Source organism: Leclercia sp. UBA7405 (assembly GCF_037152215.1).
Classification (GTDB): domain Bacteria; phylum Pseudomonadota; class Gammaproteobacteria; order Enterobacterales; family Enterobacteriaceae; genus Enterobacter; species Enterobacter pneumoniae.
The window spans coordinates 2,267,551-2,288,034 of the sequence record NZ_JBBCMR010000001.1 but is presented as its reverse complement, the minus strand read 5'-3'; the positions used below and the strand labels follow the sequence as shown (position 1 = coordinate 2,288,034).

At 59.3% G+C, this 20,484-nt stretch carries 18 protein-coding genes; 13 read left to right on the top strand and 5 right to left on the bottom strand.

Features of this window, described 5'->3' with window-relative positions; translation table 11 throughout:
- Position 1 precedes the first annotated feature (1 nt).
- Positions 2 to 1,459: an NADH-quinone oxidoreductase subunit NuoN gene (gene nuoN / locus WFN75_RS11180; protein ID WP_046884689.1), complete on the top strand. Its 1,458-nt coding sequence runs from the start codon at positions 2 to 4 to the stop codon at positions 1,457 to 1,459.
- Positions 1,460 to 1,631: 172 nt separating this feature from the next.
- On the opposite strand, the gene WFN75_RS11175 is transcribed toward nuoN, so the two are convergent.
- Positions 1,632 to 2,636, bottom strand: a complete 1,005-nt coding sequence (locus WFN75_RS11175; RefSeq protein ID WP_040074689.1) for a chemotaxis protein — start codon at positions 2,634 to 2,636, stop codon at positions 1,632 to 1,634.
- A 64-nt stretch (positions 2,637 to 2,700) separates the two neighbouring features.
- Positions 2,701 to 3,618: a ribonuclease Z gene (gene rnz, locus WFN75_RS11170; protein WP_336996170.1), complete on the bottom strand. Its 918-nt coding sequence runs from the start codon at positions 3,616 to 3,618 to the stop codon at positions 2,701 to 2,703.
- Between the two features lie 71 nt (positions 3,619 to 3,689).
- Here rnz and WFN75_RS11165 point away from each other — a divergent pair, with 71 nt between their 5' ends.
- The 10 genes from WFN75_RS11165 to WFN75_RS11120 all read left to right on the top strand — a co-directional run bounded on the left by WFN75_RS11165 (position 3,690) and on the right by WFN75_RS11120 (position 13,686).
- Complete coding sequence (locus WFN75_RS11165; RefSeq protein ID WP_336996169.1) at positions 3,690 to 4,142, top strand: GNAT family N-acetyltransferase; 453 nt, start codon at positions 3,690 to 3,692, stop codon at positions 4,140 to 4,142.
- 62 nt (positions 4,143 to 4,204) lie between these two features.
- The gene (gene elaB / locus WFN75_RS11160; RefSeq protein ID WP_040074693.1) at positions 4,205 to 4,510 is read left to right on the top strand and encodes a stress response protein ElaB; all 306 of its coding nucleotides are present in this window, start codon (positions 4,205 to 4,207) and stop codon (positions 4,508 to 4,510) included.
- A 92-nt stretch (positions 4,511 to 4,602) separates the two neighbouring features.
- Positions 4,603 to 5,898, top strand: coding sequence for an isochorismate synthase MenF (gene menF / locus WFN75_RS11155; RefSeq protein ID WP_046884692.1), 1,296 nt, complete (start codon positions 4,603 to 4,605; stop codon positions 5,896 to 5,898).
- 88 nt (positions 5,899 to 5,986) lie between these two features.
- Complete coding sequence (gene menD / locus WFN75_RS11150; RefSeq protein ID WP_336996168.1) at positions 5,987 to 7,657, top strand: 2-succinyl-5-enolpyruvyl-6-hydroxy-3-cyclohexene-1-carboxylic-acid synthase; 1,671 nt, start codon at positions 5,987 to 5,989, stop codon at positions 7,655 to 7,657.
- Entirely contained in the window at positions 7,654 to 8,430 is a 777-nt protein-coding gene (menH, locus tag WFN75_RS11145) for a 2-succinyl-6-hydroxy-2,4-cyclohexadiene-1-carboxylate synthase (RefSeq protein WP_336996167.1), read from the top strand. Before menD ends, menH begins: the two co-directional genes overlap by 4 nt.
- Positions 8,427 to 9,284 carry a 1,4-dihydroxy-2-naphthoyl-CoA synthase gene (menB, locus tag WFN75_RS11140; RefSeq protein ID WP_029740930.1) on the top strand — a complete coding sequence of 286 codons (858 nt, stop codon included), beginning with the start codon at positions 8,427 to 8,429 and terminating at the stop codon, positions 9,282 to 9,284. Before menH ends, menB begins: the two co-directional genes overlap by 4 nt.
- A complete protein-coding gene (gene menC, locus WFN75_RS11135; protein ID WP_336996166.1) occupies positions 9,284 to 10,249 on the top strand; it encodes an o-succinylbenzoate synthase in 966 nt (321 codons plus the stop codon). Before menB ends, menC begins: the two co-directional genes overlap by 1 nt.
- On the top strand, positions 10,246 to 11,607 hold the full coding sequence (gene menE, locus WFN75_RS11130) for an o-succinylbenzoate--CoA ligase (protein WP_336996165.1): 1,362 nt from the start codon (positions 10,246 to 10,248) through the stop codon (positions 11,605 to 11,607). The genes menC and menE overlap by 4 nt, the downstream gene beginning before the upstream one ends.
- A 245-nt stretch (positions 11,608 to 11,852) precedes the next feature.
- Complete coding sequence (locus WFN75_RS11125; protein WP_336996164.1) at positions 11,853 to 12,392, top strand: YfaZ family outer membrane protein; 540 nt, start codon at positions 11,853 to 11,855, stop codon at positions 12,390 to 12,392.
- A 94-nt stretch (positions 12,393 to 12,486) separates the two neighbouring features.
- Positions 12,487 to 13,686 (top strand): nicotinamide mononucleotide deamidase-related protein YfaY, encoded by a 1,200-nt coding sequence (locus WFN75_RS11120; RefSeq protein ID WP_336996163.1) that lies wholly within the window; start codon positions 12,487 to 12,489, stop codon positions 13,684 to 13,686.
- A gap of 33 nt (positions 13,687 to 13,719) precedes the next feature.
- Here WFN75_RS11120 and glpC read toward each other — a convergent pair whose 3' ends face one another.
- From glpC to glpA, 3 genes are read right to left on the bottom strand one after another with little or no spacing between them, the layout of a single operon-like run.
- The gene (gene glpC, locus WFN75_RS11115; protein WP_336996162.1) at positions 13,720 to 14,910 is read right to left on the bottom strand and encodes an anaerobic glycerol-3-phosphate dehydrogenase subunit GlpC; all 1,191 of its coding nucleotides are present in this window, start codon (positions 14,908 to 14,910) and stop codon (positions 13,720 to 13,722) included.
- Complete coding sequence (glpB, locus tag WFN75_RS11110) at positions 14,907 to 16,124, bottom strand: glycerol-3-phosphate dehydrogenase subunit GlpB (RefSeq protein ID WP_336996161.1); 1,218 nt, start codon at positions 16,122 to 16,124, stop codon at positions 14,907 to 14,909. The genes glpC and glpB overlap by 4 nt, the downstream gene beginning before the upstream one ends.
- Positions 16,114 to 17,742 carry an anaerobic glycerol-3-phosphate dehydrogenase subunit A gene (glpA, locus tag WFN75_RS11105; RefSeq protein ID WP_336996160.1) on the bottom strand — a complete coding sequence of 543 codons (1,629 nt, stop codon included), beginning with the start codon at positions 17,740 to 17,742 and terminating at the stop codon, positions 16,114 to 16,116. Before glpA ends, glpB begins: the two co-directional genes overlap by 11 nt.
- Before the next feature lie 251 nt (positions 17,743 to 17,993).
- Here glpA and glpT point away from each other — a divergent pair, with 251 nt between their 5' ends.
- Both glpT and glpQ read left to right on the top strand, forming a co-directional pair.
- Complete coding sequence (gene glpT / locus WFN75_RS11100; RefSeq protein ID WP_006176478.1) at positions 17,994 to 19,346, top strand: glycerol-3-phosphate transporter; 1,353 nt, start codon at positions 17,994 to 17,996, stop codon at positions 19,344 to 19,346.
- 11 nt (positions 19,347 to 19,357) lie between these two features.
- The gene (gene glpQ / locus WFN75_RS11095) at positions 19,358 to 20,419 is read left to right on the top strand and encodes a glycerophosphodiester phosphodiesterase (RefSeq protein WP_336996159.1); all 1,062 of its coding nucleotides are present in this window, start codon (positions 19,358 to 19,360) and stop codon (positions 20,417 to 20,419) included.
- Positions 20,420 to 20,484 lie beyond the last annotated feature (65 nt).

Sequence of the window (20,484 nt, the reverse complement as noted above, 5' to 3'; positions counted from 1 at the left end):
CATGACAATAACTCCACAACAACTGATTGCGCTGCTACCGCTGCTGATCGTCGGATTGACGGTGGTGGTTGTGATGCTCTCCATTGCGTGGCGACGCAATCACTTCCTGAATGCGACCCTGTCGGTTCTGGGTATGAACGCTGCGTTGGTTTCCCTCTGGTTTGTTGGCCAGGCGGGCGCGATGGATGTCACGCCGCTAATGCGCGTTGACGGCTACGCCATGCTGTACACCGGTCTGGTTCTGCTGGCGAGCCTGGCGACCTGTACCTTTGCTTATCCATGGCTGGAAGGTTACAAGGACAACAAAGAAGAGTTTTACCTGCTGGTACTGATTGCCGCACTGGGCGGCATTCTGCTGGCGAATGCGAACCACCTGGCCGCGCTGTTCCTCGGTATTGAGCTGATCTCATTGCCGCTGTTCGGTCTGATTGGTTATGCCTTCCGTCAGAAACGCTCGCTGGAAGCGGCGATCAAGTACACGATCTTGTCCGCTGCCGCGTCGTCGTTCCTGCTGTTCGGTATCGCACTGCTGTACGCACAGACGGGTAACCTCTCCTTCCTGGCTATCGGCAAGAGCCTGGGCGACGGTATGCTGCATGAGCCGCTGCTGTTGGCAGGCCTGGGTATGATGATTGTTGGCCTGGGCTTCAAGCTCTCTCTGGTTCCGTTCCACCTGTGGACGCCAGACGTTTACCAGGGTGCTCCGGCACCGGTATCGACCTTCCTGGCGACGGCGAGCAAAATCGCTATCTTCGGTGTGGTCATGCGTCTGTTCCTGTACGCACCGGTGGGTGATAGCGAAGCGGTACGCGTGGTGCTGGGCATTATTGCGTTCGTCTCCATTATCTTCGGTAACCTGATGGCGCTGAGCCAGACCAATATCAAGCGTCTGCTGGGCTACTCGTCTATTTCCCATCTGGGTTATCTGCTGGTGGCGCTGATTGCGCTGCAGAGCGGTGAAATGTCGATGGAGACCGTAGGCGTCTATCTGGCCGGTTATCTGTTCAGCAGCCTCGGCGCGTTCGGCGTGGTGAGCCTGATGTCCAGCCCGTACCGTGGCCCGGATGCCGACTCACTGTTCTCCTACCGTGGTCTGTTCTGGCACCGTCCGATTCTGTCTGCGGTGATGACGGTGATGATGCTGTCCCTGGCAGGTATTCCGATGACCCTGGGCTTTATCGGTAAGTTCTACGTGCTGGCCGTCGGTGTGCAGGCTGGCCTGTGGTGGCTGACCGCCGGTGTGGTTATCGGTTCCGCGATTGGTCTGTACTACTACCTGCGCGTTGCCGTGAGCCTCTACCTGAGCGCGCCTCAGCAACTCAACCGCGATGCGCCGTCTAACTGGCAGTACAGCGCCGGTGGTATCGTGGTGCTCATCTCCGCGCTGCTGGTGCTGATCTTTGGTATCTGGCCGCAGCCGCTTATCACCATCGTGCAACACGCGATGCCGCTGATGTAAGCAAGCAAAAAACAAAAACCCGCTCCGGCGGGTTTTTTTATGTTTACACCCTCTCGCCGCGGAAAGGGCACCAGACCCGCACCAAATAAAAACCCGCCTCGGCGGGTTTTTGATGTTTACTCCCTCTCCCCGTGGGAGAGGGTCGGGGTGAGGGCATCAGCCCGCACCGATCTTACGCCAGCTGCTTACGGCTGATCAGCGGCCCGTCAATTCTCTTCATTGAACGGTCCAGCACCTCTTCAATCACCGACGACAGTTCATTCAGCTCGAACTTCGCCACATATCCGTCGGCCTTCACTTTACGAATATGATCTTCGTTAGCATTTCCTGACAGTGAAGAGTGGATCACCACCGGAATGTCCTTCAGCACCGGGTCGGTTTTAATCTTACGCGTCAGCGTAAAGCCGTCCATCTCGGGCATTTCCAGGTCGGTCAGCACCAGCGAGATCTTGTCGGTAATCGGCACCCCTTCTGCCTGCGCCTGAGCCGCCAGCACGCCAATTTTTTCCCAGGCCTCTTTCCCGGTGATATGCAGCTGTGCCGGGATCGCCATCGCCTGCAGACCCTTCTCCAGCATTGAGCGCGCAACCTTCGAATCTTCCGCCACGATGGCCACCGCACCAGGTTTGATATTGAACTTGGTGGTTTTCAGGTTGGTAGCATGCAGATCGTGATTGGCCGGGGTGATATCGTACAGGATCTGTTCCACATCCAGCACCATCGCCAGATCGTTGGTGTCCGTCTGCTCGTCCAGGCAGGCAATACTGGTAATGTAACGGCCGCTGACGGCGGTTTCGGCAGCATGAACCTGCTTCCAGTCCAGACGCATAATGTTCTCGACGGACTCAACCGCAAATGCCTGTACGCTACGGGCGTATTCGGTAATCAGCAGGATATTGAGGCCGGTAGAGGGTTTACAGCCAGCCACGGCGGCCAGGTCGATAACCGGGATCACCTGGTCGCGAATATTCACCATCCCCATCAGCGGTGACTTCATGCCCGCAGGTTTGGTGAACTCCGGCATCGGCACAATTTCACGCAGCTTAAATACGTTAATGCCAAACAGCTCGGACTTGTTTTCGTGCATCGAGGTGCCGAGACGGAACAGCAATAGCTCAAATCGGTTCGACAGGGTGAGATTCGCCCTGTCATCAATGTCTTTCTGGAAATTATCCATTTTACCCTCAAGTGAAATGCCTGCCTTATAATCGTTATCGGCACGCGGAGGGAAAAGTGAAGGACTAAACGCTGACTTGAGTGAAATCGTCGGCTAACTCGGTATTCGCAAAGTATTCACGACACTCTGCCAGTAGCGCCTGGCAACCCTGAGCGTCATAGCGTGAGCTGACGTGGGTCACCATCAGCTTTTTCACCCCAGCCTGACGCGCTAATTGCGCCGCCTGACGGGTAGAGCTGTGCCCGCGACTGTTGGCTTTCTCCTCCATCGCCGTTTCCAGCGTGGCCTCGTGCACCAGCAAATCGACGTTCTCTGCCAGCAGATGGGCGGCAGGGCAGGGGGCGGTATCCCCGAAAATGGCCAGTTTCTTCCCGGGCAGTGGGGCAGAGAGATAATCCTGCCCATTAATGACGCGCCCGTCCTCCATCGTCACGGTTTCGCCACGTTTCAGGCGCTGGAATAAGGGGCCGGGCACAATACCCTCGGCGACCAGGGCGGCCGCATCCAGCGCGCCCGGTTTATCTTGCTCCTCTATGCGGTAGCCATAGCACTCGACGGGATGATTAAGCGGCAGGGCAGTAACGCGGTACAGCCCATCATCCAGAACGATCCCTTCGCCTATCTCGACGATCTCAAGAGGGTAGTCCGTCCAGGAGCCGCTCAGACGCAGCGTGGTATCGACAAATTCGCGAATGCCCACCGGGCCGTAGAGGGTCAGCGGCCGGGCATTGCCTGCCATCGAGCGACTGCACAGCAAACCCGGCAGGCCGAAAAGATGATCGCCGTGCAGGTGGGTAATAAAAATCTTATCGAGTTTGCCCGGATGATAAGCCGTTTCAAGCAGTTGATGCTGGGTGCCTTCGCCGCAGTCGAATAACCACAAACCTGCATGGGTAGGATGCTGTAAATCGAGCAGCATGGCCGTCACATTTCGTTGTCGTGTCGGTACGCCTGCAGACGTACCCAGAAAAAGCAGTTCCATAACGCGGTAACACCCTTTGCCGAACCGAAAGCATTTAGTATAACGGGATGATAACCCATAAGGAGCCTGACATGATTCAGTGGCAAGATTTACACCATCGCGAGCTTACCGTTTCGACCCTCTATGCCCTGCTTAAACTGCGCTGTGAAGTGTTCGTCGTTGAGCAAACCTGCCCCTATCTGGATATTGACGGTGACGATCTGGTGGGGGAGAACCGCCACATTTTGGGCTGGAGAGATAACGAACTGGTGGCGTATACGAGGATTCTGAAAAGTGAGGATGATCTGGAGCCGGTGGCCATCGGGCGGGTGATCGTCAGCAGCAAAGCGCGGGGCGAAAAAATGGGATATCAACTGATGGAGCAAACGCTGGCTGCGTGTCAAAAACAGTGGCCTGACAAGGCGTTATATCTGGGGGCGCAGGCACATCTTCAGCCGTTCTATGCTCACTTTGGCTTCCGCCCGGTGACCGAAATCTATGACGAAGATGGCATTCCTCACGTCGGTATGGCGAAGGAAGCGTAACAGGCGAAATCGCCAGGCATTGTCTATAGTTAGCGAACTGGTACAACTACATGGAGATAACTATGTCATATCAATCCTGGGATTCTCGTGTCGATGACGATCTGGCGCTGTTAAGCGAAACGCTGGAAGAGGTACTGCGCTCTTCTGGCGATCCGGCCGATCAAAAATACATTGAGCTTAAAGCGCGCGCCGAGCAGGCGCTGCACGAAGTGAAGGCTCGCGTCAGTAATGCCTCCGATAACTATTACTATCGGGCGAAACAGGCGGTTTATCGCGCAGATGACTATGTGCATGAAAAACCGTGGCAAGGCGTTGGCGTCGGCGCGGCCGCAGGTCTGGTTCTGGGTCTCCTGCTCGCTCGCCGCTAATCGCACTCATCCTTCTCCCTGCTAAATCGGGGGTACTGCCTTTTAATGCTAGTACCCCGTATAATGTAGGGTTTTAGCAGGGAGAGGTTTGCGTGCATTCAATGACTACCGCGCTGCAGGGACTCTGCAGCCAGCTTGACCAGGATATTCCCGCGACGCCAGGCTTACGCCAATATGACGTCACCTTCCCGCTTAATGATGCCTTCGACCCGCTCGCGTGGCTCAACGCGCAGCAATATTACCCGCAATTCTACTGGCAGCAGCGCAACGGCGATGAAGAGCTGGCGGCGCTGGGGGCTATTAAACGTTTTTCATCGCTGGCGGCCGCCCGGCAGTTTTTACATCTGTTTCCCGACAGCCCGGCTACCCGCATTGTCGGCTTAAACGCCTTCGATCCGCATCAGGGCGAGCTCTTCCTGCCGCGGCTGAGCTGGCAGCGGCATGGCGGGCGCGCCACTCTTCGCCTGCTGCTCTGGAGCGACACTTCTCTGCATGACGACGCTAAAACCGCCCGCGCATTTTTACTTTCGCTAAATGTCGCCAGGCCGATTGTTCCGCTCTCCCTGCACAGCGTGAGCGAAACGCATCTCCCTGACAAGGCCGCATGGTTAGCGCTGGTAACCAGCGCCACAGAGGCTATCGCCCGCCATGATTTTGACAAAGTGGTGCTGGCGCGGGCCACCGACCTGCAGTTTAACCGCCCGGTCAATCCTGCGGCCCTGATGGCTGCCAGTCGGCGCGTTAACTTACGCTGCTTCCACTTCTTTATGCAGCTTGATGCTGATAACGCCTTTCTCGGCTCTACGCCTGAACGTCTGTGGCGGCGCAGGGGCGAGTTACTGCGCACCGAGGCACTGGCAGGCACCGTTGCCAGCCACAGCGATGATTATCGCGCGGGCCGCCTGGCCGACTGGCTGATGAACGACGACAAGAACCAGCGTGAAAATATGCTGGTGGTCGAAGATATCTGTCAACGCTTGCAGCATCACACCCAGCCGCTGGAGGTGCTGCCCCCGCAGGTTGTGCGCCTGCGTAAAGTGCAGCATCTGCGTCGCTGCATCTGGACCGCACTGCGGCAGCCGGATGATGAACAGTGCCTGATGTTGTTACAGCCGACCGCCGCCGTTGCGGGGTTGCCGCGTCAGGCGGCCTGGGACTTTATCGCCCGTCATGAATCTTTTGACCGGGAGTGGTATGCCGGTTCCGCCGGGTATCTCAGCCTGGAGCAGAGCGAGTTTTGCGTGTCGCTGCGTTCAGCGCGGGTGACGGCAAACCGTGTCCGTCTGTACGCCGGAGCGGGGATAGTTAGCGGCTCCGATCCCGAACAGGAGTGGCAAGAGATAGAAAACAAAGCCGCAGGGTTGCGCTCTTTGCTCCTTAGGGATTAAGTCAAAGTCGCGCAATACCGATTCATATCAAAATTACGATTTTTTCTATTATTTATACTGTGTCGCATATTTGATACCGGACAACCTCATGTCAGTAAGTTCTTTTAACCGGCGCTGGGCGACGGTCATTCTTGAAGCCCTGACTCGCCATGGCGTCAGGCATATTTGTATCGCACCGGGTTCCCGCTCTACGCCGCTGACGCTGGCCGCTGCCGACAACCCGGCTTTTATACATCACACCCATTTTGATGAGCGTGGTCTGGGACATCTGGCGCTTGGGCTGGCAAAAGCGAGCCGCGAGCCGGTGGCGGTAATTGTGACCTCCGGCACGGCGGTGGCTAACCTTTATCCGGCACTGATTGAGGCGGGGCTGACGGGGGAAAAACTGATCCTGCTGACCGCTGACCGTCCTCCGGAGTTGATCGACTGCGGCGCGAATCAGGCCATCCGCCAGCAGGCTATGTTCGCTACCCACCCCTCACAAACGCTCTCACTTCCTCGGCCAACGCGGGATATCCCCGCGCGCTGGCTGGTATCCACGGTCGATAACGCCGTGGGATCACTGCGTCAGGGCGCACTGCACATTAACTGTCCTTTCGCCGAGCCTTTGTATGGCGAAATGGATAATGCCGATCTTGACTGGCAGCAGGCGCTGGGCGACTGGTGGCAGAGCGATAAACCCTGGCTGCGCGCCCCCGCTGAGCTTGTCAGCCCGAAACAGCGCGACTGGTTCTTCTGGCGCCAGAAACGCGGGGTGATCGTGGCAGGCAGAATGAGCGCCGCCGAAGGAAAGCGGGTGGCCGAATGGGCCCAGACTCTGGGTTGGCCGCTGATTGGCGATGTGTTATCCCAGACCGGGCAGCCGTTACCCTGCGCCGACCTCTGGCTCGGAAACGCCCGCGCGGTGACCGAACTCCAGCAGGCGCAAATCGTCGTACAGTTGGGCAGTAGTCTGACGGGCAAACGGCTGCTGCAGTGGCAGGCCACCTGCGAACCCGAAGAGTACTGGCTGGTCGAAAACCGCGAAGGGCGGCTCGATCCGGCCCACCACCGCGGGCGCCGCCTGGTATCGGGGGTTGCGGAGTGGCTCGACCTGCATCCGGCTGAAAAGCGTAAACCCTGGGCGACGGCCATTCCTGAACTCTCCCGCCAGGCCTGGGCGCTCGTCGAGCAACATAGCGAGCAGTTTGGTGAAGCGCAGCTGGCGCACCGTATCCGGCACTGTCTGCCCGAGCAGGGGCAGCTCTTTGTCGGTAATAGCCTTGTTGTCCGCCTGATCGACGCCTTTTCCCGGTTGCCGGTGGGCTATCCGGTTTACAGTAATCGGGGAGCAAGCGGCATCGACGGCTTGATCTCGACCGCTGCAGGGGTGCAGCGTGCGACCGCCAAAGCCACGCTGGCCATCGTGGGCGATCTCTCTGCGTTATACGATTTGAATGCGCTGGCGCTGCTGCGCCAGGCTTCGGCACCTTTTGTGCTGCTGGTGGTGAATAATAATGGCGGGCAAATTTTCTCTCTGTTACCCACACCGCCGCGCGAACGCGAGCAGTTCTACCTTATGCCGCAGAACATAAACTTTGAACATGCGGCGGCCATGTTTAGCCTTAAATACCAGCGCCCACAAAGCTGGGCCGAGCTTGATATGGCGCTTAACAGTGCCTGGAGTAAGCCGGGCGCCACGCTAATCGAGGTTATTGTTAATGACAGCGACGGCGCGCAGATGCTGCAGAACATGCTCGCACAGGTAAGCCACCTGTGATCCTCGCCGGAGAAGTGCAGGCGGGCACAGTCGGCCAACCCTGGCTGGTATTTCTGCATGGTTTTTCCGGCGATGCTGTCGAGTGGCAGCCGGTGGGCGAGCAACTTAGCGCTATGCCCCGGCTCTATCTTGACCTCCCGGGCCATGGCGGGTCGGCCGATATTGCGGTCGCGGATTTCGCCCAGGTCGATGCGCTACTGCGTGCTACGCTAATTAGTTACAACATACTAGATTACTGGCTGGTGGGGTACTCTCTCGGCGGCCGCATTGCAATGTATCATGCCTGTCAGGGGCCGAAAGGGCTGCGGGGCCTGATTGTCGAAGGCGCGCATCCGGGCCTGAGCCACCCTGACGAACGTCACCAGCGCAGGGTGTCGGATGCCGGCTGGGCGGAGCGGTTTCGCCATGAACCTCTGCCGGAAGTCTTTGCCGACTGGTATCAGCAGCCCGTTTTTGCCTCGCTCACGGCGGGGCTGCGCCAACAGCTCATTGCCCTGCGTAGTAAGAACAATGGCCGCACGCTGGCCGCCATGTTACAGGCCACTTCGCTGGCAGAGCAGCCGGACCTGCGTTCGGGCCTCAGCCAGCCCGCTTTCCCTTTTTATTATCTCTTTGGCGAGCGGGATAACAAATTCGCTCACATCGCTGGTGAACTTGCCGCCACCTGTTTCGCAATTCCTCATGCCGGACACAACGCCCATCGGGATAACCCCGCTGCGGTGACTGCCCGGCTGTATCAGATACTCCGACTTCCCGTTAAGGAAACGCTATGATCTATCCTGATGAAAACATGCTCTACGCACCGGTTGAATGGCAAGACTGCTCCGAAGGCTATACCGATATTCGCTATCACAAATCGGCTGATGGCATTGCCAAAATCACTATCAACCGCCCGCAGGTGCGCAACGCGTTTCGCCCGCTGACCGTAAAAGAGATGATTCAGGCGCTGGCGGATGCACGCTATGACGACAATATCGGCGTCATCGTCCTGACCGGTGAAGGTGACAAAGCTTTCTGCTCCGGCGGTGACCAGAAAGTGCGTGGCGATTACGGCGGATACCAGGATGATGCCGGTACGCACCACCTGAACGTGCTCGATTTCCAGCGCCAGATCCGCACCTGTCCAAAACCGGTTGTTGCCATGGTCGCGGGCTACTCCATCGGCGGCGGCCACGTGCTGCACATGATGTGTGACCTGACCATTGCCGCTGAAAACGCCATCTTCGGCCAGACCGGCCCGAAAGTCGGCTCGTTCGACGGCGGCTGGGGCGCCTCCTACATGGCTCGCATTGTGGGTCAGAAAAAAGCGCGCGAAATCTGGTTCCTGTGCCGTCAGTACAACGCTCAGGAAGCGCTGGATATGGGACTGGTGAACACCGTGGTACCTATCGCCGATCTCGAAAAAGAGACCGTCCGCTGGTGTCGCGAAATGCTGCAAAACAGCCCCATGGCGCTGCGCTGCCTGAAGGCGGCACTCAATGCCGACTGCGATGGCCAGGCGGGTCTGCAGGAGCTGGCGGGTAACGCCACCATGCTGTTCTATATGACCGAAGAGGGTCAGGAAGGACGCAACGCGTTCAACGAAAAACGTCAGCCAGACTTCAGCAAATACAAACGGAACCCGTAATGCGTCGCGCGCAGGTTTACCGCTGGCAGATACCCATGGACGCGGGCGTGGTGCTGCGTGAACGGCGGTTAAAAACCCGTGACGGGCTGTTCGTGCATCTCCGGCAGGGCGAGCGCGAAGGGTGGGGCGAGGTTTCGCCCCTTCCGGGCTTTAGCCAGGAGTCGCTGGAGGAGGCGCAGGCTGCAGTGCTTGCCTGGGCGCGCGAATGGCGCGAGGGGGCTGAACCGGCACTGCCGGACATCCCCTCCGCTGCCTTCGGTGTCAGCTGCGCGCTGGCCGAGCTTGAGGGCCGCTTGCGCGACGCGGCGAACTATCGCGCCGCACCGCTCTGCACCGGCGATCCGGATGAGCTATTTGCGCTGCTCTCCGCCATGCCCGGCGAAAAAGTGGCGAAAATTAAGGTCGGACTGTACGAAGCGGTGCGCGACGGCATGGTGGCGAATCTGCTGCTCGAAGCGATCCCCGATTTGCATCTGCGTCTGGACGCCAACCGCGCCTGGACGCCGCTCAAGGCTCAGCAGTTTGCGAAGTACGTTAATCCCGCATACCGCAACCGTATCGCCTTCCTTGAAGAGCCCTGCAAAACCCGCGATGACTCCCGCGCCTTTGCCCGTGAAACGGGCATTGCGATTGCGTGGGATGAAAGCCTGCGCGAGGCGGATTTTGCATTCATCGCCGAGCCTGGCGTGAGCGCGGTGGTGATCAAACCCACGCTCACCGGCAGCCTGGAGAAAGTGCGCGAGCAGGTCGCGGCAGCCCATGCCTTAGAGCTGACGGCGGTGATCAGTTCATCCATTGAATCCAGCCTCGGGCTGACCCAACTGGCGCGCCTCGCCGCGTGGTTAACGCCCGACACCCTCCCGGGTCTCGACACGCTGAACCTGATGCAGGCGCAGCTGATCCGCACGTGGCCGGACAGTGCCCTGCCGTGCCTCGGGGCCGAGGCGCTGGAGCCGTTGCTATGATCTTTACTGACTGGCCGTGGCGACACTGGCGCGCGCAGCGTGCGGATAAACCCGCGCTGCGGTTAAACGACACCACGCTGAGCTGGCAGCAGCTGTGCGAGCGGGTGGACAGGCTGGCGACAGGCTTCCACCGTCAGGGGCTTGGTGAGGGCGACGGCGTGATGCTGCTCGCCCATAACCATCCTCAGACGCTGCTGGCGTGGCTGGCGCTGTTGCAGTGCGGCGCGCGTATTCTTCCGGTCAATCCGCAGCTTCCGCGCCCTCTGCTTGACGTCCTGATCCCGCAGATGACGCTGCGCTTCGCGCTGCTGCTTGACGGCGCGTTTGACGGGCTTTCGCGGCTCACACTTGATGACCAACCCGGTGATTATGCCGCCCCGTGGCAGCCGGAGCGTCTGGCGTCGATGACGCTCACTTCCGGCTCTACCGGCTTACCCAAGGCGGCGGTACACACCTGTGCGGCGCATCTTGCCAGCGCGGCAGGCGTGTTGTCGCTGATGCCTTACGGCGATGACGACGACTGGCTGCTCTCCCTGCCGCTGTTTCACGTCTCCGGCCAGGGGATTTTGTGGCGCTGGCTCCAGGCCGGGGCGCGTCTAACGGTGCGTGAGAAGCAGCCTCTGGAGCAGGCGCTACAGGGCTGCACCCACGCCTCGCTGGTGCCAACACAGCTGTGGCGACTGCTTAATGGTGAGTGCCGCATCGCACTGAAAGCCGTGCTGCTTGGCGGGGCGGAAATCCCCGTTGAACTGACTGCACGGGCACGCGAAGCAGGTATTCGGACTTTTTGCGGCTATGGACTGACCGAGTTTGCCTCCACCGTCTGCGCCAAAGAGGCTGACGGCGCGCCGGACGTGGGTAGCGCGCTCCCGGGCAGAGAGGTGCAGGTGGTGAACGGTGAAGTCTGGATCAGGGCGCAGAGCATGGCGGCGGGCTACTGGCGAGACGGCGCACTCTTGCCGCTGGTCAACGAGCAGGGCTGGTTTGCCACCCGCGATCGCGGTGAGTGGCACAACGGCCGCCTGACCATTCTGGGCCGTATGGACAATCTCTTTTTCAGTGGGGGAGAGGGGATCCAGCCGGAATCGCTGGAGCGCATCATCGTCACCCATCCGCAGGTAAACCAGGTGTTTATCGTCCCGCTGGACGACGCTGAGTTCGGGCAGCGCCCGGTCGCGGTGGTGGAATGTGAGCCGGGCACGGACATCACGGAATTACCGGAGTGGGTTAAGGGTAAGCTGGCGCGCTTTGAGCAGCCGGTCCACTGGCTGGCGCTGCCGCCAGAGCTGAAAAATGGCGGGATAAAGATCTCCCGCCAGGCGTTAAAACAGTGGGTCAATGCCCTGCTGAGAAGATAGTTAGCCGAAATCCGGCTGTTCGGTGTACATCGCCAGACCCGGTGAGATGTTGAAGAAGATTAGCGCGCCCACCTTCAGTTAACGCGCAGTGAAAATGCGCTTTTTATTGATGCTGTAAATACCGAAATTATCAAACCGTTACAAACTAATTGCCTGACGCACACAGAGTGCTTGATCCCAAAGACACGCAGGTTAAAATCTCGCGGTTTTGGGAGATCTCTAATTATTACGTGCGGGACACGACAATGAAAAAAGTGGCATTTTTGGGCGCAGGCCTGATGTTTGTTTCAGTAGCAGCAAACGCAATTTCCTTTAACGGCTCGGCGGGTAAAGAGTACACCCATCTGGGCTTTGGCCTGGGGACGGAAACCTCCGGCCCGGCGATGACGGGCGGCTGGACGCATAACGACGACGACGGCGATGCGGCAAGCCTCGGCCTTGGCCTTAACGTTCCGCTGGGGCCATTCCTGGCAACCGTGGGCGGTAAAGGTATCTACACCAACCCGAACGACGGTGACGAAGGGTACGCGGCGGCCGTTGGCGGCGGGCTGCAGTGGAAAATTGGCGACAGCTTCGGCCTGTTCGGCGAGTACTACTACTCTCCGGACTCGCTCTCCAGCGGTATCGACAGCTATCAGGAAGCTAACGCCGGTGCGCGCTGGACCATCATGCGTCCTGTTACCATCGAAGCAGGCTACCGCTATCTGAACCTGGCCGGTAAAAACGGCAACCGCGACAACGCCCTGGCCGACGGTCCATACGTGGGCGTGAGCGCAGGCTTCTAATCCCCCCGGCGCGGCGGCCTGCCGCGCCAGTTTATCGCTTCCCCCCTCTCCCAATTGCGCTATAGTGTTTTGACTATTAAAGCGGGAGAAGACAATGATTAACGTGGAGATGTTATCCACCGGCGATGAAGTGCTGCATGGTCAAATTATCGATACCAATGCGGCCTGGCTCGCCGATTTATTCTTTGAGCAGGGATTACCGTTAACGCGCCGCAATACGGTAGGCGACGACCTTGAGTCGCTGGTGAATATTCTGCGCGAACGCAGCGAGCACGCTGACGTGCTGATTGTGAACGGCGGCCTTGGCCCAACCGGGGACGATCTTAGCGCACTGGCCGCCGCCACGGCGAAAGGCGAAGGGCTGGTCCTCCACGAAGCGTGGCTGGCGCAGATGGAGCGCTTTTTCACGGATCGCGGTCGCGTCATGGCCCCCAGCAACCGCAAGCAGGCCGAAATCCCGGCCAGCGCCGAGCTGGTGGATAACCCCGTCGGCACCGCCTGTGGCTTTGCCATTAAACTTAACCGCTGCCTGATGTTCTTCACCCCGGGCGTGCCGTCTGAATTTAAAGTGATGGTCGAGCAGCAAATTCTGCCGCGCCTGCGCGCGCGTTTCACTCTGCCTGAGCCGCCGCTGTGTCTGCGTCTGACCACCTTTGGCCGCTCTGAAAGCGATCTTGCCCAGCGCCTCGACAGCCTGCCGCTGCCGCCAGGCGTCTCGATGGGCTACCGCTCCTCCATGCCGATTATTGAACTGAAGCTGACCGGCCCGGCGACGCAAAAGGAGGCCATGCTGGCGCTATGGCCTGAGGTGCAGCGCGTGGCGGGAGAGAGCCTGATCTTTGAGGGAACGGAAGGGCTGCCTGCGCAGATTGCCCGCACCCTGAAAGCTCGCCAGCTGAGCGTCACGCTGAGCGAACAGTTCACCGGCGGGTTGCTGGCGCTGCAGCTTTCTCGGGCGGATGCGCCGCTGCTGGCCAGTGAAGTGGTGCCGTTCCAGCAGGAAACGCTGGCACAGACCGCGCGCTGGGCGGCCGAGCGCAGGGTTAAGCATTTCGCCGGGCTGGCGCTGGCCGTCGGCGGCGTGGATGACGAGCATCTTAATTTTGCTCTCGCGACGCCGGAAGGGACCCATGCGCTGCAGGTAAAAATGAGTATCACCCGCCACAGCCAGGCGGTGCGTCAGGAGGTATGTGCGATGATGGCGCTCAACATGCTGCGGCGCTGGCTGAACGGCAAACCGGTCGCCAGCGAGCATGGCTGGATCAATGTGGTTGATTCGCTGTTTGTTGAGTAACGGATGTGCCGGGGCGAACCGCCCCGGCAACGCTTAGCCCAGCGCCTTTGCCAGCAGGGTGATGGGATGTTCGCAGCGTTTGCTGGTGGACATTTCAATCTGCCATTTGCAGGTTTCGCAGTCGGTTACCACCAGATCGGCGCCGCTCTCCTCTATCTGCCTGAACAGCGGCGCGCCAATTGCCTGCGACGTGTCGTAGTTTTCACGCTTAAAACCGTAGGTGCCCGCTATCCCGCAGCAGCGCGAATCCAGCACCGTCAGCTCCAGCCCGGGGATCAGCCGCAGCAGCTCCAGCGTATACAGCGACCAGCCCATCTTTTCCATATGACATGGGGTGTGATACACCACCTTCAGCTGCAGGGTGCCCAGCGGTAAGGTCTTCCCGCTGTCCAGCATGCGCCACAGAAACCGCGTTGCCAGTTCAATATGGTCGCGCAGATCGGTGTTATCCACGTCCAGCAGGTGGGGGTACTCATCGCGAAGGGTGAAGGTGCAGGTAGACGAGGTAGCCAGGACCGGTATCCCTTTCCCGACGATCGCATCACGCAGGGAGGTGACATTGCTGCGGGCTTGCCTGCGCGCTTTGTCCGTAAAGCCGTTGGCAATCAGCGGCACGCCGCAGCACTTTTCCTTGCTGAGGAGCTGTACACCCGTACCCATCGCGTTCAGCACTTTCAGCAGGTCTTTTCCCAACTGCGGGTGGTTGTAATTCACGTAGCAGCCATGGAAGAACGCCACCTGATCGGCAAAGCGGGCCTGTTCTGCCGCCATCGATTTGTACCAGCGACGGAAGGTGCCGTGGGAGTATTTCGGCAGGCTGCGGTGGTGGTCAATTTTCAGCGTCGCGTCGAGCAGCCGGCGTACCGGTTTCAGAGAGGTGGCGGCATTCACCAGCGGCGCGAAGGGCGTGGAAACGCTGCCCATCAGGTCGGTATGGCTGAGGATCGCATCGCGTAGCGTCGGTTTTTGCCTGCTGTAATGCGCCCGGGCGCGCTGGATGATGTCGCCGATTTTGACGTCTGACGGACAGGCCACCTCGCAGCGCTTGCAGTTAATGCAGTATTTCAGCGCATCATCGTAGAGTGCGGCGTCTTTCAGACGCAGGCGCTCGCCGTCAGGCCCGGCCTGTTTTGGGCCAGGATAACGCGGGTTCACACCGCTGACCGGGCAGACCGTGGTGCACACCGTGCATTTTATGCAGCTTTCGAAACGGCTATCGCTCATTGTTCTGCCTCCGTGCGTTGAATAATCTGCTCTGCGGCATGAAACGCCGTGATAGCACACACGCCGCCGCCGCAGCCCTGGGCAATCGGATCGTAGCCGCCCAGAATCGAGCCGATGGCGTAGAGGCCGTTAAGCGACTGGCCATTGAGCTGCGGGTGCAGGTGGTGATCAACAATCACGCCAAACTGCTGCCAGGGCTGCGGCGTAAAGAAATCACTCTGATACCAGTCCGAACGGGAGGCGCTCTGCCGGACATCCAGCCCCAGAATGGCTTCGCGGATCCCCTCGCGGGTACTCAGTAACCCGTTACTGAAAAAGCTGCCGCTGGCCAGTACCACGGCGCGCGCGCGCAGCGGAATGTCACCGTGGTTTCGCGTCCACACCTCGCTGACGTCGTTATCAGATAGCGTGATCTTTTTCACCTCGTCACCCGCCATCCACACGCCGCCCTGGGCAATAAATTTTTGCTTAAGCTGCGTGTGCAGCCGAATACCCGGTACGGAAGGGGGAAGGGTAGGCAGCAAGCCGAGCGTGCACGGCAGGCGGTCCGACAGCCAGCGCCAGAGTCGATTGTCAGTGAGGCCAAAGCACGCAGGCATCATTAGGGCATCACACTGTTCAGCGAGCGGCCTGAGCGCGTCATACAGCAGCGGCCAGTTATCGTCGTTATCCAGCAGCCGCGCGATATTCACTGCCCGAAACTCGCTGGGGTTTTCGCGCAGCACGTCCAGTTCGGGCAGGTCTATTTCCGCCGCCGTCGCGTTAATGCCGCGCTGAAAGAGCGAGGCCGCCGCCAGGTGCGGCTGAAAATCAAGAAAACCGCCAATTCCCACCACTATCACGCGTTCTGCGCTGAATGGGGCAACAGGAACTTCTTCCGGGCTGAGCCACGCGGAACGCAGGGTGCCGAGCGGCGTCACGCGCTGGTGATTTTTCTCAGCGCTGCCCTGCATCCGCGTGCCACAGGCGCTCAGCAGCCTTTCGGTTTCCTGCGCCAGGCGGGCAATGTTGTGCTCGCCGATCAGGCTATAGGGATGCTCAGGGGCAAGTGCGCCGCGACAGGCATCGTCGAGGAGATCCAGCGATCCGGAAGAGAAGTGCAAAGCGCTCTGCCCGCGGGTGACGATGGCGCAGCGCAGACCACGTTGCGTGAGCGTGATCCCGCACAGCAGCCCTGCCAGCCCGCCGCCGACAATGACGGTATTAAATTTCATGGTGTGGCTCCTTCTCCAGGCCGCAAAGTCCCTGATAAACCCAGCGGGTAAACTCGCTTTCACGCAGGGCATCGCCCCAGGCAACGGGCTGAATGCCTTTCCAGCGTTCATTGAGGAAATCGTTGAGCTGGGTCAGGGACTGCGTTGAGGTGGTGGCGTGAAAGCGTTGCAGCAGCCCGGCGGCGCGACAGGCGCAAAGCTCGCCCTGACAGGTACCCATGCCGACGCGCGTGCGGCGGCGAAGATCGAGCAGCGTATTGACCGTCAGGTTCTCGACGGCATATTGCACCTCGCCTGCGGTCACCGCTTCGCACTCGCACACCAGGCTGCGGCTAAGCCGCCCCTCGCCAAGCCACTGCGGGGTTCTGTCGCCGTGGCGATAAACGGCGGAGCCGCGCAGCGGAGCGGGCAGAGAGATGATTTTCTGCAGCGTTTTCTCGGTGGACTGACGCGATCCGGGCAGGGGCTGTTCTGCCGTGACGCACGGCGTTGTGTTACCGAGTTTGCGGCAGACCGCATCCGCGGCCCACTCCGCCATCAGGCGATAGGTCATGAGCTTGCCGCCGGTGATGGTGATAAAGCCCTCCATGCCGTCACGTTGGGCATGATCGAGCAGGACAATTCCCCGGCTGACGTTGCGCCCGCTGGGGTCGTTATCGCTGGCAACCAGCGGCCGCACGCCCGCATAGGCGCGCAAAATGCGGGTTTGCGCCATCACCGGAGCCAGTTTCTCGCCTTCGCGCAGCAGAATATCCACCTCTTCGGCCGTCACCCGGTTAACGTCAATCTCGCTGTAATCGACGTGGGTAGAGGTGGTGCCGATAAGCGAAATGGTATCGCCCGGGACCAGAATATCGGCGTCGGAAGGCTTACGACAGCGGTTGATGACGTGGTTGTTGATGCGATGGTCGAGGATCAGCAGCGAACCTTTCGCCGGGAACATGCGGAGGGATAAGTCGGCGTATTCCGCGATGCGCTGCCCCCAGATCCCCGCCGCATTGATAACCACGGCGGCGTACAGTTCGCTGCGCTCGTTATATTGCGGGTCGAACACCCGCACGCCGCGCACAGTGTTGCCGTCGCGGATAAGCCCGGTGACTTCATGCCCGGTCAGAATGCGCGCGCCGTGTTCCCGTGCGTCCAGCATATTGGCGGCGGTCAGGCGAAACGGATCGACCGTGCCGTCGGGGACTTTCACCGCACCGGTGAGGGCCGGGTTGACAGACGGCTCCAGCCGACGCGCCAGTGCCGGGTCGATGGCCTCGGCCTGGATCCCTGCGGCCGTACAGGCGGTGATAAAGGTTTGCTGAAACGCGAGATCGTCTTCGGGGAGGGTAATGAACAGTCCGTTGGTCGGCTCGACGCAGTGGCGGGCGATGCGTTTCAGGATCTGGTTTTCCGTAATGCACTCCCGCGCCGACTCGCCGTCGGTTACCGCGTACCGCGCGCCGCTGTGCAGCAGGCCGTGGTTGCGGCCTGTGGCACCTGTCGCAATATCATGGCGCTCCAGCAGGGTCACGCTCAGGCCACGTAAGGCACAGTCGCGGGCGATGCCGGCCCCGGTTGCGCCGCCGCCAATGATTATCACATCGCTGTAGCGAGGATCGAGAACCGTCATTGTCTTCCCTCTATGTTCGTTTTTTTATCATTTAGCCACACTAAAAATGTGGTTTGTTTGATTTCGAACATAAACGCGCGTTATTCGAAAGTGAAACGTGATTTCATGCGCTATTTTGCGCATTCTGTCATATTTCTGTAACAATCTGTGCGTTGATTCACAGTAACAATCACCGTGATTTCTTAACATCCCCGCCTCTGGAATCGGGTGCGAAGCACCTTCTCATTCATCACAAGGCCACGGAGGCTGTCATGCTCAGTATCTTTAAACCTGCGCCGCATCGGGCGCGTCTGCCAGAGGCAGAGATAGATCCGCTTTACCGCCGTCTGCGTTGGCAAATCTTCCTGGGGATTTTCTTCGGGTACGCGGCATATTATCTGGTACGTAAAAACTTCGCGCTCGCCATGCCGTATCTGGTGGAGCAGGGCTTCTCGCGCGGTGATTTAGGGTTTGCGCTCTCGGGGATCTCGATCGCCTACGGGTTTTCCAAGTTCATTATGGGGTCGGTGTCGGATCGCTCGAACCCGCGCGTGTTCCTGCCAGCCGGTTTGATTCTGGCGGCCGCAGTGATGTTGTTTATGGGCTTTGTGCCCTGGGCGACCTCCAGTATCGCGATTATGTTTGTGCTGCTGTTCCTCTGCGGCTGGTTCCAGGGGATGGGCTGGCCGCCGTGCGGACGCACCATGGTGCACTGGTGGTCGCAGAAAGAGCGTGGCGGAATTGTGTCGGTCTGGAACTGCGCGCATAACGTGGGCGGCGGTATCCCTCCGCTGCTGTTCCTGCTCGGGATGGCATGGTTCAACGACTGGAAAGCCGCGCTTTACATGCCGGCGTTTGGCGCGATCGTGGTAGCGATTATCGCCTTCGCCCTGATGCGCGATACGCCGCAGTCCTGCGGCCTGCCGCCAATCGAAGAGTATAAAAACGACTATCCGGACGACTATAGCGAACAGCATGAAGAGGAGCTGACGGCCAAACAGATCTTCATGAAATACGTGCTGCCCAACAAACTGCTGTGGTATATCGCGGTCGCTAACGTCTTTGTTTACCTGCTGCGCTACGGCATCCTCGACTGGTCGCCAACCTACCTGAAAGAGGTGAAACACTTCGCGCTGGATAAATCCTCCTGGGCCTACTTCCTGTATGAATACGCGGGTATCCCGGGCACGCTGATTTGTGGCTGGATGTCGGACAAGGTCTTCCGCGGCAACCGTGGTGCAACGGGTGTCTTCTTTATGACCCTGGTGACCATCGCCACCGTCGTTTACTGGCTTAACCCACCGGGCAACCCGGGCGTGGACATGGCCTGTATGATTGTGATCGGCTTCCTGATCTACGGCCCGGTGATGCTGATTGGCCTGCATGCCCTTGAGCTGGCACCGAAGAAAGCAGCAGGGACGGCGGCAGGCTTTACCGGCCTGTTTGGCTACCTTGGCGGCTCGGTCGCCGCAAGCGCCATTGTCGGCTATACCGTCGACTTCTTCGGCTGGGATGGCGGCTTCATGGTGATGATTGGCGGTAGCGTACTGGCGGTACTGCTGCTGATTGTTGTCATGATTGGTGAAAAACGTCATCACGCCGAAATACAGGCACGTCGTCAATAAGGAGCATTACGATGAAACTGACTCAACTAGCGACCGGCCTGCTGCTGGCCAGTGCCATGACAGGCTCGGCGCTGGCGGCAGACAAGATTGTCATTGCTCACCGCGGCGCCAGCGGCTATCTGCCCGAGCATACGCTGCCAGCGAAAGCGATGGCTTACGCGCAGGGGGCGGATTATCTTGAGCAGGATCTGGTGATGACCCGGGACGACCATCTGGTCGTCCTGCATGACCACTATCTTGACCGCGTTACCGATGTCGCCGACCGTTTTCCCGACCGTGCCCGCAAGGACGGCCGTTATTACGCCATCGACTTCACGCTTGCCGAGATCCGCTCGCTGAAATTTACCGAAGGCTTCGAGATTGAAAACGGCAAGAAGGTACAGGTCTATCCGGGGCGTTTCCCGATGGGCAAATCCGACTTCCGCATTCATACCTTTGAAGAGGAAATCGAGTTTGTGCAGGGGCTGAACCACTCTACCGGTAAAAACATCGGCATCTACCCGGAGATCAAAGCGCCGTGGTTCCATCATCAGGAAGGGAAGGACATTGCGGCGAAAACGCTGGATGTGCTGAAGCAGTACGGCTACACCAGTAAGAAGGATAAGGTCTACCTCCAGTGCTTTGATGCGGCTGAACTCAAGCGCATTAAAACCGAGCTGGAACCGAAGCGGGGGATGGATCTCAACCTGGTGCAGCTGATTGCCTATACCGACTGGAATGAAACGCAGGAGAAACAGCCGGACGGCAAGTGGGTTAACTACAACTACGACTGGATGTTTAAGCCGGGCGCGATGAAGCAGATTGCCCAATACGCCGACGGCATCGGGCCGGATTACCACATGCTGGTGGCGGAGGGCTCAACGCCGGGTCACATAAAGCTGACGGCAATGGTCAAAGAGGCGCATGCGAACCATATGCAGGTCCATCCTTTTACGGTGCGAGCCGACCAGCTGCCTGATTATGCGACGGACGTGAACCAGCTTTACAACGTGCTGTACAACCAGGCAGACGTAGATGGGCTGTTTACGGACTTCCCCGATAAGGCTGTGGAATTTTTGAACCACAAGCGTTAATGACAGACGTAACCTCATCCGGCCTGCGATTTCGCAGGCCGGGACCGCCGAACCCTCGCCACTAA

Coding starts and splice junctions, on each gene's coding strand:
- nuoN (WP_046884689.1), top strand. CDS start 2: ATGACAATAACTCCACAACAACTGATTGCGCTGCTACCGCTGCTGATC.
- WFN75_RS11175 (WP_040074689.1), bottom strand. CDS start 2,636: ATGGATAATTTCCAGAAAGACATTGATGACAGGGCGAATCTCACCCTG.
- rnz (WP_336996170.1), bottom strand. CDS start 3,618: ATGGAACTGCTTTTTCTGGGTACGTCTGCAGGCGTACCGACACGACAA.
- WFN75_RS11165 (WP_336996169.1), top strand. CDS start 3,690: ATGATTCAGTGGCAAGATTTACACCATCGCGAGCTTACCGTTTCGACC.
- elaB (WP_040074693.1), top strand. CDS start 4,205: ATGTCATATCAATCCTGGGATTCTCGTGTCGATGACGATCTGGCGCTG.
- menD (WP_336996168.1), top strand. CDS start 5,987: ATGTCAGTAAGTTCTTTTAACCGGCGCTGGGCGACGGTCATTCTTGAA.
- menB (WP_029740930.1), top strand. CDS start 8,427: ATGATCTATCCTGATGAAAACATGCTCTACGCACCGGTTGAATGGCAA.
- menC (WP_336996166.1), top strand. CDS start 9,284: ATGCGTCGCGCGCAGGTTTACCGCTGGCAGATACCCATGGACGCGGGC.
- menE (WP_336996165.1), top strand. CDS start 10,246: ATGATCTTTACTGACTGGCCGTGGCGACACTGGCGCGCGCAGCGTGCG.
- WFN75_RS11125 (WP_336996164.1), top strand. CDS start 11,853: ATGAAAAAAGTGGCATTTTTGGGCGCAGGCCTGATGTTTGTTTCAGTA.
- WFN75_RS11120 (WP_336996163.1), top strand. CDS start 12,487: ATGATTAACGTGGAGATGTTATCCACCGGCGATGAAGTGCTGCATGGT.
- glpC (WP_336996162.1), bottom strand. CDS start 14,910: ATGAGCGATAGCCGTTTCGAAAGCTGCATAAAATGCACGGTGTGCACC.
- glpB (WP_336996161.1), bottom strand. CDS start 16,124: ATGAAATTTAATACCGTCATTGTCGGCGGCGGGCTGGCAGGGCTGCTG.
- glpA (WP_336996160.1), bottom strand. CDS start 17,742: ATGACGGTTCTCGATCCTCGCTACAGCGATGTGATAATCATTGGCGGC.
- glpT (WP_006176478.1), top strand. CDS start 17,994: ATGCTCAGTATCTTTAAACCTGCGCCGCATCGGGCGCGTCTGCCAGAG.
- glpQ (WP_336996159.1), top strand. CDS start 19,358: ATGAAACTGACTCAACTAGCGACCGGCCTGCTGCTGGCCAGTGCCATG.